The following is a 12682-nucleotide window of genomic DNA, read 5'->3' as shown; positions in this document are numbered from 1 at the left end:
GCGCAGAACGGCGTGGTGGTTAACGTATTTACAAGCCCTTTTCCTTCGGCACAAACTCATTCATCACCGCTTCGCGAATCAAAGCAGGCGGTAAAATTCCTTGCGATAGAATGAAATCATGAAAGTGCAAAGCGTTAAACTTACTGCCTAAAGCGGCCTCGGTATCCTTGCGCAGGGCTATCATTTTAGTAAACCCGTAAAAATAGCTGTTGGCTTGTCCGGGCGCGTTGATGGTGTAACGCTCAACCTCCTGGCGGGCAAACGCACGCGATTGTACTACATCGTTCATCAGCACATCCAACGCCTGCTGCTGGGTGATTTTGCCTGCCTGTAATTCGGGGTCGAGAAACGCGCGGGCTGCCCTCAGCAGGCGGTAATCTAACGATACCAGTTGCCCTTCTAATGGCATGTAAGGGCGGGTTATGTATTCAGAATATAAGCCCCAGCCTTCTACGTTGGTTGAGTTAAAGGCATACAATGCACGGGCCTGCGATACGCCTTCTTCAACCATTTTATCAAACTGCAGTTCGTGGCCTGGTCGGGCTTCGTGGGCGATGATGGTCCATGAGGCGGCATCAAAGGTGAAGTCGTCATACTTATCGGCAGCCTTTTCGCCGGGCGAGGCAGGCATATTTAAGGGCAACACAAACACCCCACGCTGTCCGGTATTATTCAAAAAGGGCGGCGGTACCATGTGGGGGGCCGGGCTTTGCGCGGTTTCGGCAGCCGAGGCCAGGCGTATAATGGCCGGACGGGTTGGCAAGGTTACCAGTTGGTGGTCGCGGATAATGGCCTCGATATCCTTTAAATGTTGTTCATACAACGGAATGATCGAATCGCCGTGGATCTGTTCTTTTTTCAATTCACGGATCACATCGCGGTAGTCACTGGATTTTAAATTGCGTTTTTTCGCAATCTGCTCGGCAATGGGTTTCATCTCGTCCTGCAATTCTTTGAACAGCGCATGTGCCATTTCTGCAACCTTAGCAGGTGGTATATCTATACCATACGACTCGAGGCTCATCGCATATTCCTCAGGCGGCAGGCGGAAGTCTGTGCGGGCCTTCGGTAAAACGTTCGTTTTGGTCCATACATCATAGGCTTCTAACTGCTTTTTAAGTACAGCGTAAGGTTGCTTCCATCCGGTTACCTTGTATTTGACGCAAAGCTCGGCGATGCCGCTAATGATGCTGGCGTTGCGCGACAAATCGGTCTCCATACGTTGTTTTGATGGATAGATCATGTTTTTACCTGCCATTTGCAGCTGTACACGCTCTTTATAAATATCTACCAGCGGTTTATAACCTTTTTCCAAACCGGCATATTTGCGTATACGCATTACGGCCGATTGGCGGCGGGCCTCAGGCGTTTGATCGTCAAGCAAAGTCTCCAGGCCGCCGTAAACTGTCGAGGCCGCGTTTAAAAACGGCACCTGCCTGCTCAATTCAAAATCCTGCTGGCGGAAACCCAGTTTCAAATGCGTAATAATGATATTGATATCCTGCTTGATGAAATTGTTTTGCTCGGTTTTAAGCGCTTCGGTAAGCCTGGTAACTACAGCTTCTTCGTCCCGGCGCTCAGCTTTAATGTTTTGTAGCGTTGGTACTGCTATATCTTTATCGTATTCGGCCAAACCCTGTGATGAGCCGTACTCCGGCGAGTATTTTTTATCCAGGTCGATAATGATTTTAGTGTACTCGTTGGATTTGGCTACCCAGGCTTTGGTTTCTGCCGATTGCTGGCCATAGGACGCAAAACAGGCACCGGCTATTAAAAGTATTGTGCCGGTTATTTTTAATGTAGATGTTTTGATCATATCAACTGTAAATTAAAAAGGCAAGTTAATGATATTAACCGTCGAATTTGTCTGAATCAGAATTTACAAAATTTTAGAATTAGCAAAATCTGATTATTCCACAAAAATTCTGAAAATTACATAATTCTGTAAATTCTGATTCAGACAAACAAAACAGCCTTTTCGCTAAGCAAAAAGGCTGTTTGAAAAACTTAACGCAATCAGCGTAATGAAAAATATCAACTGTTAAAAGCGGTAACCTAAAGTAAGGAAACCATTATTGTTGTTTTTATTCAGATTGGCACCGGGGCTTGTAGCACCAACCTCGTAAGGGAAAATAGTTTGTTTAGCGTTTACATGAGCGTAAGTGGCATCAACAAAGTAACTGCCAAAGCGCAGGCCAATACCCCCGGTTACTGTTTTGGTATCCTGGCCAATGCTGCGGTCTTTAAACGGGTTGCCTTGCTGGCTGTAGCCGCCGCGCAGGTAAACAATACTGTTTACATTAATTTCGGCACCTACGTGCAGGTTTACGGTTGAGCGGTATAGCGATTTGATGGTGGCGTTATCCTCATCGGCAGTATAACTGTCATTACTGCTTAGGTGGGTGGTGGTATAATCAATATATTCCACATCGCCGGTTATAAAGCCGTATTTGCCAATAAATACCGAAGCGCCACCCGCAACCTTGAGTGGTGTGCGCAGGTTATAACTTAACTGGTAAGGGTTGGCGGGATGGTTTTCGTAACTCGCCGCGCCGGTGTACCTGGTAGCCAGTGATTCGGTATACGAATCGTCGATGTTATAAAAGGTAGGGGTGGTGAATACAAAACCCAAACGTAAGGCCTGCACCGGTTTGTAAATTAAGCCCAGTTTGGCGTTAAAGCCCGAACCGCGTGTAGTTTGCGTTTGCGCGAATGTAGACGTGAATGGCGATGACGGACCGTTTTCAATAACGTTAGCATTTCCGCTTTCTGTAAAACGGGAATAAGAGTCGTATCTCAGATCGGTAATGGCCAAACCTAAGCCTAAGTATAATTTATTGCTGTAGTTGGCACCCATAGATAAGTTAAACTCCGATTGGCCACCTGTGCGGTTAATGCCCGCTAATTGCGTTACGGGCACATTTACAGTGCTTTGATAGGAGTTGGGATTGTTTGCCGGGCCAAAATTGTCAATCAGCACATGATCGTAAGCCCAGCCGTCAAGTCCGTCGGGGTTTACGCTGCCATATTGGGCAACCTCGCGTTTGGCTATACCCGCATAGTAATCAGATATGGAACTGGTAGCGTTTTGGCCGCCATAGCTAATATTTTCGTAATAGTTGTTGGTGCGGCTATAACCCGCGCCGTAGTTAAGGCTTAGCCACCCTTTGCCCTTATCGCGGCCACGCGGGGTACTTAACTGCTGATAAAATACGATAGCCGCGTGGCTCATATTCACATCATTGCGGCTGGCAGTGCCGGCCTGGCCAAAAAAGCTTGAGTTAATTTTTGAGTTATCAAACTCGGGGGTAAGGCTCGCCTCGGAGTGGGTGAAGAAGCCCAAACCTGCCGGGTTGCCGCTTACCGAACTCAGGTCGCCGCCTATAGCCGTACCCGCGTTACCAACGGCTTTTATACGTGCGGTAGAACCGGTTTGATAGGTAGAAAACCTGATGGCATCCTGCGAGTATTGCGCAAAGCTATTTTGAGTAATTGCTACTATAGCAATTACGCTTAGTAAATATTTTATTTTCATAAAATTCAGGTAAATACAAATTTAGGTTTATGGTCTTGAAGGGCGTCCGCCACCGCCGCCGCTGCTGCTGCCTGTACTGCGCGAACCGCCGCCGGAGCTTGATGACGGTGATGGTGTATAAGATGGCTGCGGCGAACGATCAACCTGGGGTTGCCTGTAAACAGGCTGGTTATCGCGGCTTGGCGCAGCATCGGTACGGGCCGGGCGCGCGTAGCGGGTACCGGTGTTGTCATTACTAACACCGTTATTGTAAGCGTTAGATGCATTGTTACCCCGGGTGTTGTTCCTGCCGCCGGGTATATAACCTATGCCTGATGAAATGGTATTGGTTGCCGTGCGCGGAACCACGCGGTTTGCAAACGGGTTACCTGTACCGCGGTTAGGGCGCGGTGTGCCCGACGACGCGTAACCACCCGCGTAATAGCCTCCGCCATAGTAACCACCGTAGCCATAGCCGCCACCATAATAGCCGCCATAACCACCGTATCCCCAGCCGTTATAATATCCGCCCCAGCCTAAACCATAGCCGTAACCCAGGCCTAAACCCCAGCCGCCATAGCCAAGTCCCCAGGTACCGCCATAGTAGCCATAACCATAAGGGCTGCCGTAACCATAGCCGTAGTACGGGTAAGTATTATAGCCGTAATACAGATCATCGTAATAGCCAAAAGGTGAGTAATAGCTGAAACGGTTTATGCGCGATGTGTAATCATCGTAATAAAAATAATCATCGTCGTCATCGCTGTAGCCATCCGCGGCAACAGGCGTTTGGTTATATGCGGGCTGCTGGGCGTAAACAGGTGCATCTGCCGCCTTCGCGTCAGAAAAGTAAACATTGTCGTTACTTTGGTTTGATGCAAGCTTGCTTGTGGAGCAGGAACTCAGCGCCATGGCACCGATAGTGATTATTCCAATTGCGATATACCGTTTCATAATAAGCAGGTAAGTAAAAAGTTCAAGTTCAAATAAGTTTTAAATTTATAAATTTGGCAGCAATATACAACTAATTATATAGGTGTTAATTCTATCCAAACAATATGAGCAAAGGTGTTATCAGTAAAGACGAAGATTATTCGCAATGGTTTAACGATTTGGTAATTAAATCTGACATGGCCGAATATTCGCCGGTTAGAGGTTGCATGATCATTAAACCCTACGGATATTCGATATGGGAAAAGATCCAGGCAGTGCTTGACGGAATGTTTAAAGATACAGGGCATAGCAATGCTTATTTCCCGCTTTTAATACCCAAATCTTTTTTTAGTAAAGAGGCCAGCCACGTTGATGGTTTTGCCAAAGAGTGCGCTGTAGTTACCCACTATCGCCTTAAAAATGATGGCGAAGGCAATATTATTGTTGATGAGGAAGCCAAGCTGGAAGAAGAACTGATTATCCGCCCTACGTCCGAAACCATTATCTGGAACACCTATAAAGGCTGGATCCAATCATACCGCGACCTGCCGATATTGGTTAACCAATGGGCCAACGTAATGCGCTGGGAAATGCGTACACGTTTATTTTTACGCACCAGCGAATTTTTATGGCAGGAAGGCCACACCGCCCACGCTACCGCCGAAGAAGCCATAGCCGAAACCGAGCAAATGCTGGATGTATATGCCGATTTTGCCGAAAACTGGATGGCGTTGCCGGTAGTAAAAGGCCGTAAAACCGCTAACGAGCGTTTTGCGGGCGCTTTGGATACTTATTGCATTGAGGCATTAATGCAGGATGGCAAAGCGCTGCAGGCCGGTACTTCGCACTTTTTAGGCCAGAATTTTGCCAAAGCTTTTGATGTAAAGTTCACCAATAAAGAAAATAAGCTCGATTACGTTTGGGCTACCTCGTGGGGCGTATCTACCCGTTTAATTGGTGCCCTGATTATGGCGCATAGTGATGACGCAGGTTTGGTATTGCCGCCAAAACTGGCGCCTATACAGGTGGTTGTTGTACCGATTTATAAACATCAGGAAGAGCTGGATAATATCTCGGCATATGTAAAAGAGCTAAGCAAAGAACTCAAAGCTAAAGGCATTTCGGTAAAATTTGATAACCGCGATACCCACCGCCCGGGAGCTAAATTTGCCGAGTATGAGCTGAAAGGTGTTCCGGTACGCGTTGCCATTGGTAGCCGTGATATGCAGAACGGTACTGTTGAGCTGGCCCGTCGCGATACTAAAACCAAAGAAACTGTTGCTCAGGAAGGCCTTGCCGGTACAATTGAAGCGTTGTTGGAAGAGATCCAACAAAATATCTACAAAAAAGCGTTCGATTTCCGTGCAGCGAATACTACCGAGGTTGATACCTGGGATGAGTTTAAACGCATGTTGGACGAGCAGCCTGGCTTTATATCAGCACATTGGGACGGCACATCAGAAACCGAACAAAAAATAAAAGAGGAAACTAAGGCGACAATCCGTTGTATCCCGTTAAATAATAAACAGGAAGAGGGCAAATGTATCTTAACGGGTAAGCCGTCGACACAGCGGGTACTGTTTGCACGGGCGTATTAGCCCCCCGGCCCCCTGAAGGGGGAGTTTAGGCGGAGATGGCTTATTTGAATATCCTTCCCTAAGGATTAAATACAAACAGGTTTCATTTTAGGGGATGAAACACATTCCAAACTCCCCCTTTAGGGGGCTGGGGGGCATATGAAATTCGCAACTAAAGCAATACACGCAGGGCAGGAGCCCGATCCAACTACCGGCGCTATCATGACGCCGATATACCAGACATCAACCTACTGGCAAAAATCGCCGGGAGATAACAAAGGTTATGAGTACTCTCGCGGCACCAACCCAACCCGCAAGGCTTTGGAAGATTGCCTTGCAGCTCTGGAAAATGCCAGATTCGGTTTGGCTTTTTCGAGCGGGATGGGCGCTACCGACGCGGTAATGAAACTGCTTTCGCCCGGCGATGAGGTGATAACCGGTAACGACCTGTACGGTGGTTCATACCGCATTTTTACCAAAATCTTTGCTAACTATGGTGTTAAGTTCCATTTTTTGGATCTCTCTGATCCGGAAAATGTTCGAGCTCATATTAACGATAAAACCAAACTGGTTTGGATAGAAACGCCTACCAACCCAACCATGCGCATTGTTGATATAGAAGCTATTGGTAAGATCACCAAAGAAAAGAACCTGCTTTTTGTGGTGGATAACACCTTCGCCTCGCCATACCTGCAAAACCCTATCGATCTGGGTGCTGATATCGTCATGCACTCAGTAACCAAATACATTGGTGGACACAGCGATGTGGTAATGGGAGCCTTGATGATGAACGACGAAGAGCTTTATAAAAGGCTTTGGTTCATTTACAACGCCTGCGGTGCTACTCCTGGACCGATGGATAGTTTCCTGGTGTTGCGTGGCATTAAAACCCTGCATTTGCGCATGAAAGCTCATTGCGAAAACTGCAGGCTGATAGCCGAGTTTTTGAAAGATCACCCTAAAGTAGAGAAAATATACTGGCCGGGCTTTACCGATCATCCTAACCATGAGATAGCTAAAAAGCAAATGCGCGATTTTGGCGGTATGATCTCTATCGTATTGAAAGATGCCGATTTGCAGGAGACTTTTCGCGTGGCATCATCATTTAAAGTATTTTCATTGGCCGAATCATTAGGCGGTGTTGAATCGCTGATTAACCACCCGGTAAGCATGACCCACGGCTCAATCCCCAAAGCCGAGCGTGAAAAGGCTGGCGTGGTTGATAACCTGCTGCGTTTGAGCGTAGGGGTAGAGGATATTGAGGATTTGCTGGAGGACATTAAACAGGCATTGAGCCCCCCGACCCCCTGAAGGGGGAGGAATTGCCGATGCAGTTTACAGACGCTAATGGTTCCCCCTTTAGGGGGGTAGGGGGATTCCTCGACGCTAAAGTTGCGCAATACAACCGCCCCGAATTTATTGAGAACGACCCGATAGTTATCCCGCATTTGTTTAGCCGGAAGCAGGATATCGAGATTATGGGTTTTTGGGCGGCTACCCTGGCCTGGGGTCAGCGGGTTACCATCATCAAAAAATGTAAGGAACTGATCGCCCTGATGGATGGCGCGCCTTACGATTTCATCATTAATCACGAAGAGCCTGATTTGAAAAAAATGCTTCAGTTTAAGCACCGCACTTTTAATGATGTAGATACATTGTACTTTATAGCCTTTTTCAGGCAGCATTATGAAAAATATGAATCGTTGGAAGATGCATTCTTACGCTTCGATGGCGATTACTCCCCCTTTAGGGGGTTGGGGGGCTTCCGTTCCTACTTTTTTTCCCTGCCCGATTTTCCTCATCGTACTAAAAAGCATGTGTCATCGCCTTCGCAAAAATCAACCTGTAAGCGCCTGAATATGTTTCTGCGCTGGATGGTGCGTAAAGACGATAACGGCGTAGACTTCGGTATCTGGAACCGCATTAAGTCCGCCGACCTGATCTGCCCGCTCGATTTGCACGTAGATAGGGTCTCGCGCAAACTTAACCTCATCACCCGCAAACAAACCGACTGGCAAACCGCCGTTGAGTTAACCGAAAGGCTGCGGGAGTTTGACCCTGCCGATCCGGTTAAATATGATTTTGCTTTGTTTGGTTTGGGGATTGAAGAGCGTTGGGGTGTGCAGTTTTGACGCCTTATTTGTTAGTTTTAACAACATTCTTGGCAAACTATTTGGTTGGCGCAACTACTACCACAGGGTTTGGGTTTGTAATATCTGTTCGTAGCATTCTTACTAATTTGCTATTTTCAAAATAATAATACGTATAGGAAGTAGTACTTGTTACCCGCCTGTAAACAGTTTGGCCTTTGACAGCCTCCATCATGGTGAGGTTGTTTTTATGCGACAAAGTGAAATCTTGTTCGCTCATGCCGAGCTGATAATAAGGAATGCCGTAGTTCTTTTTAAGGGCATCGCAACCGGTAATAACGGAAAGAAGGATGATGATAAAGAATAGCCTTTTCATTGTGATATGTTAGTGGTACATTATTTAACTTTACGACTTATCACAACTGTAAAGGTTTAGCAGGCTATATTTTTAAAATATAACGTGCTGTTATACTGAAAGAATAGTTTTTTTATGCCTTATGAAATATGGGTTAGTTACCCCTCCTCCTTAAAATAAACCTTATAATAATTCATCGCCCGGCCATCGTCAAAACCCTTTTCAATCAGTTCTTTATCGCCATGAATGTAAATGTGGAAGTTTTTATCAAGCTTTAATACGCTTTTGTAAACCCGGGCCTGTTTTTTTACAGCGTTTTCAGAAATAATAAAATTATCGGCAATCGGGCTGTCGAACTCCTGTTCATATTGGTTTTTAAAGTTTTTGAACGATTCGATGGCCTGCTCGTTACCAATCACCTCGTTCGAAAACTAAAAAGCATGTGTCATCGCCTTCGCAAAAATCGACCTGTAAGCGCCTGAATATGTTTCTGCGCTGGATGGTGCGTAAAGACGATAACGGCGTAGACTTCGGTATCTGGAACCGCATTAAGCCCACCGATCTGATCTGCCCGCTCGATTTGCATGTGGATAGGGTATCGCGCAAACTCAACCTCATTACCCGCAAACAAACCGACTGGCAAACCGCCGTTGAACTAACTGAACGGCTGCGGGAGTTTGACCCTGCCGATCCGGTTAAATATGATTTTGCGTTGTTTGGGTTGGGTATTGAAGAGCGTTGGGGCGTGCAGTTTTAAGTAAACGCGTCTGAAATTACTTGCTTAATAATACAACATCTGGTTTTGGTGCTTCGATAAGCTGTGTACGTACCAATGTTCCGTTGTTAAAGTAATAATAGTAGTATGATAGTGGTTTCATTTGCGCATCCTGAGTTGCTATTCGCCTGTAAACTGTATGTTGGGATGTTTCTTCAACTAACTGTAAATTGTATTTTTCGGAGTTTTTAAATTGGCTTTCACTCATCCCAATGGCGTAATGTGTTACACTACAACTTGAAAGTATCAGCAGGATTAGAAAACAGATAATGGGATGTTTTAAGTAAGACATGTGATTAAGTTTATTTTTGTTTTGAGGGTATGACATCACCTTAAAACAAAGGTTTATTCACTATCTGCTATTTTCCGTAGTTACGCCTCTTCCTTAAAATAAACCTTATAATAATTCATCGCCCGGCCATCGTCAAAACCCTTTTCAATCAGTTCTTTATCGCCATGAATGTAAATGTGGAAGTTTTTATCAAGCTTTAATACGCTTTTGTAAACCCGGGCTTGTTTTTTTACAGCGTTTTCAGAAATGATAAAATTATCGGCAATCGGGCTGTCGAACTCTTGCTCGTATTGGTTTTTGAAGTTTTTGAACGATTCGATGGCCTGCTCGTTGCCAATCACCTCGTTCGAAAATTCTTCGATATCAAAAGTTTCCTTCTCTTTAAAATACTTCATCGAGCGGTTAAGCAGGTCAATTTTATCGGCCTTGCTCATTTCAAACTCGTCGTCAAGCTTTTCGGTCACAAAGTTTTTATAAATGCCGAGCGTATTGCTGGTTTGGTTAAAGCTGTCGTTACGGATTTTGAGTTGCAGGAATTCATCTTTCCAGTAACGGGCTGCTTCCTGCCCGCCGTTGGTTTTATCAACCACAACAACTTTATAGCCGTTCTCTTTTTCGATGTTGAATATCAGCACGCCTTTATCCAGCTTGTTGATGTTGATGGCGTCCTGCTCATAATCCACTTGGAAACCGCCCTGGTCCGGGTATACTTTAAGGTAAGTTTCCTTGTTCTCTGATTTAAAGATACCAATAACATCCAGCGGGTTGCCCTCAATTTGCACCTGTTTAAAATAAACCACGTACAATTCACCCCCTTTAATATTAGGGTGATTGGTAACTTTATACAGGTGGCGGGCTATCTGCTGCGATGCCTCGTGAAATTTGCTGTTATCCTCAAATACCTGTGAGGCAAAGTGGTGCAGCTCGTTCAAAGCCAGATCGCCGCTGCTATGCATCAGGTGGTAAACTTCATTAGCTTTCTCAAAGGGTTTCAGAAAGTATTGCATCAATAAATTGGGAATCAACTCATCCTTCAGTTCAAGTGGCTGGTCAGAAAGCGCGTACATTTCTTCCTGCGTTTGATTGCCTACGTGATGTACCGAAATAGTTTCGAGCGAAGCTTCAAAAAAAGTTACCATAGTGCTGCGAAGGTAGTATTTTTAGTTCATGGTTGATGGTTCGTGGATCATAGCAGGAAGCCTTTTTAATAAGACAGTCATATCAGCTCGTATTATGACCAACCTGCAAAGAAATACCCGCAAAATAACGAACTTTGAACATTGGCGAATGAGAATGGTATTTGGCTATGATCTATGAACCATGAACTATCAACTAAAAAATGACTGATAACACTGATACCATAGTAGCCCTTGCCACACCAAACGGTGTTGGTGCCATAGCCGTGATCCGCCTTTCGGGGCCTGAAGCCATCACTATTGCCAATAGTGTTTTTAAGGGCAAGGATTTAACCAGGCAGGCATCCCACACTATCCACTTTGGCAATATTGCCGATGGCGATTTGATTTTGGACGAGGTGCTGGTATCCTTGTTTGTCGGTCCGCGATCGTACACCCGCGAAAATGTGGTGGAGGTTTCCTGCCATGCTTCGGGCTATATTATTGAAAGCATTATTAAGCTATTTATAAAAAAGGGGGCACGATCTGCAAAACCCGGCGAGTTTACGCTCAGGGCTTTCCTGAACGGGCAGCTTGACCTGAGCCAGGCCGAGGCCGTGGCCGATTTGATCGCCTCAAACTCCAAAGCATCACAACAGGTAGCATTGCAACAGCTGCGCGGCGGCTTCAGCAGCCAGCTAAAAGGCCTGAGGGAACAACTGGTAAACTTTGCCTCGCTGATTGAACTGGAACTTGATTTTGCAGAAGAGGACGTTGAATTTGCCAACCGCGACCAGCTGAAGAACCTCATCCACGAAATAACCAAAATTGTTGGCAGGTTAATCCAGTCGTTCGAGTTAGGTAACGCCATTAAAAACGGCGTGAATACGGTAATTGCCGGGCGGCCTAATGCCGGCAAATCCACCCTGCTCAACGCGCTGTTGAACGAGGAACGGGCCATTGTAAGCCATATTCCGGGTACAACGAGGGACACCATTGAAGAGGTACTGAATATTCAGGGAATCAATTTTAGGTTGATAGATACTGCCGGCATCCGCGAAGCTACCGATGCCATTGAGCAAATAGGGGTGCAACGCACGATGGAAAAGATCAGCCAGTCGGCCCTGTTGGTTTACGTTTTCGATGCCGCCGAAATAACTATTGAGGATCTGAATAAGGATATTGAAAGCCTGCAAAAACCGGGTGTAACCATGCTGGTAGTTGCCAATAAAGCCGACTTGCTTAACCCCGAACAATTAGCCGCTTTACCCCATACCGACAGGGCGATCATCATTTCGGCCAAACAGAAACGCCATATTGACGAATTGAAGCACAAAATCTATTCATCGGCAGTGAAAGACCAATTGAGCGGCGACGAAACCCTGGTAACCAACATCCGCCACCTCGAAGCCCTGCAAAAAACTGAACAGGCCCTGGTAAGGGTGCTGGGCGGGATTGACGGCAGTATTACTTCCGATTTTTTATCGATGGATATTAAGCAGGCGCTGCATTATCTTGGTGAGATAGTAGGGGTGGTTACTACGGATGACTTGCTGGAAAATATATTCAGTAAGTTTTGTATCGGCAAGTAGGAAGATAGGGATGGGTTTCGGGATAATACTACTGTGAACGGTAGCCATTTACAAGATACGCGTTTTGCACAATCTATTTTTTACCTAGTTAAATTGCACCTGTAATTATTGTTGTATTTACAATTAATAATCGGCGAATTTTGTAATTTTAGTATGATAGTGCCCGGCCTGATCAAACTCTGATTAATCATATACACAATCTTTATACTTATTAAATGTCCGGGCAAACTGCTACCGGTGCTTAGGAAAATACGCTATATAGGAGCGTAGGTTTGCCATGGCTAATAAAGAAACAAGATTTCATTATCTTTTCGTATAATCATATTATTCGCTAATTTCCCCTTCAGCACAAATAATAATTATATCTACCTTAAACTTGATTATATTTGTTAAAACAACACCAATTAATATAACCTGATAGCCGGTATTGGTCGCGGCA

At 45.5% G+C, this 12682-nt stretch carries 11 protein-coding genes and 1 pseudogene; 5 read left to right on the top strand and 7 right to left on the bottom strand.

The window, feature by feature from the left end:
- Positions 1–28 precede the first annotated feature (28 nt).
- From LX99_RS11455 to LX99_RS11445, 3 genes are all read right to left on the bottom strand, one after another.
- Complete coding sequence (locus LX99_RS11455; RefSeq protein WP_109607998.1) at positions 29–1816, bottom strand: DUF885 domain-containing protein; 1788 nt, start codon at positions 1814–1816, stop codon at positions 29–31.
- A 225-nt stretch (positions 1817–2041) separates the two neighbouring features.
- The gene (locus LX99_RS11450) at positions 2042–3535 is read right to left on the bottom strand and encodes an OmpP1/FadL family transporter (RefSeq protein WP_109607997.1); all 1494 of its coding nucleotides are present in this window, start codon (positions 3533–3535) and stop codon (positions 2042–2044) included.
- A gap of 27 nt (positions 3536–3562) precedes the next feature.
- Positions 3563–4468, bottom strand: coding sequence for a hypothetical protein (locus LX99_RS11445; RefSeq protein ID WP_109607996.1), 906 nt, complete (start codon positions 4466–4468; stop codon positions 3563–3565).
- Positions 4469–4572: 104 nt separating this feature from the next.
- Here LX99_RS11445 and proS point away from each other — a divergent pair, with 104 nt between their 5' ends.
- The 3 genes from proS (at position 4573) to LX99_RS11430 (ending at position 8156) form a co-directional block, all read left to right on the top strand.
- Complete coding sequence (gene proS / locus LX99_RS11440) at positions 4573–6045, top strand: proline--tRNA ligase (RefSeq protein WP_109607995.1); 1473 nt, start codon at positions 4573–4575, stop codon at positions 6043–6045.
- Between the two features lie 138 nt (positions 6046–6183).
- Positions 6184–7335: a cystathionine gamma-synthase gene (locus tag LX99_RS11435; protein WP_109607994.1), complete on the top strand. Its 1152-nt coding sequence runs from the start codon at positions 6184–6186 to the stop codon at positions 7333–7335.
- A gap of 17 nt (positions 7336–7352) precedes the next feature.
- A complete protein-coding gene (locus LX99_RS11430) occupies positions 7353–8156 on the top strand; it encodes a TIGR02757 family protein (protein ID WP_109607993.1) in 804 nt (267 codons plus the stop codon).
- Positions 8157–8193: 37 nt separating this feature from the next.
- Here LX99_RS11430 and LX99_RS11425 read toward each other — a convergent pair whose 3' ends face one another.
- Together LX99_RS11425 and LX99_RS11420 are read right to left on the bottom strand one after the other, a co-directional pair.
- Entirely contained in the window at positions 8194–8490 is a 297-nt protein-coding gene (locus LX99_RS11425; protein ID WP_109607992.1) for a hypothetical protein, read from the bottom strand.
- Positions 8491–8627: 137 nt separating this feature from the next.
- On the bottom strand, positions 8628–8888 hold the full coding sequence (locus LX99_RS11420) for a hypothetical protein (RefSeq protein ID WP_022829951.1): 261 nt from the start codon (positions 8886–8888) through the stop codon (positions 8628–8630).
- Between the two features lie 8 nt (positions 8889–8896).
- Between LX99_RS11420 and LX99_RS11415 the strand changes: the two are divergent.
- Positions 8897–9226, top strand: a pseudogene (locus LX99_RS11415) (TIGR02757 family protein); the annotation flags it as partial.
- Positions 9227–9242: 16 nt separating this feature from the next.
- On the opposite strand, the gene LX99_RS25355 reads toward LX99_RS11415, so the two are convergent.
- Both LX99_RS25355 and LX99_RS11410 read right to left on the bottom strand, forming a co-directional pair.
- Entirely contained in the window at positions 9243–9452 is a 210-nt protein-coding gene (locus LX99_RS25355; RefSeq protein WP_022829953.1) for a hypothetical protein, read from the bottom strand.
- Between the two features lie 164 nt (positions 9453–9616).
- Complete coding sequence (locus tag LX99_RS11410; protein ID WP_109607991.1) at positions 9617–10675, bottom strand: nucleoid-associated protein; 1059 nt, start codon at positions 10673–10675, stop codon at positions 9617–9619.
- Positions 10676–10875: 200 nt separating this feature from the next.
- On the opposite strand from LX99_RS11410, the gene mnmE reads away from it, so the two are divergent.
- Positions 10876–12243: a tRNA uridine-5-carboxymethylaminomethyl(34) synthesis GTPase MnmE gene (gene mnmE / locus LX99_RS11405; RefSeq protein ID WP_109607990.1), complete on the top strand. Its 1368-nt coding sequence runs from the start codon at positions 10876–10878 to the stop codon at positions 12241–12243.
- Positions 12244–12682: the final 439 nt, after the last annotated feature.

The organism is Mucilaginibacter oryzae (genome assembly GCF_003148845.1).
GTDB classification, from domain to species: Bacteria; Bacteroidota; Bacteroidia; order Sphingobacteriales; family Sphingobacteriaceae; genus Mucilaginibacter; species Mucilaginibacter oryzae.
Note: the sequence above shows the minus strand (reverse complement) of the source record. Positions and strands in the feature narration are given on the sequence as shown.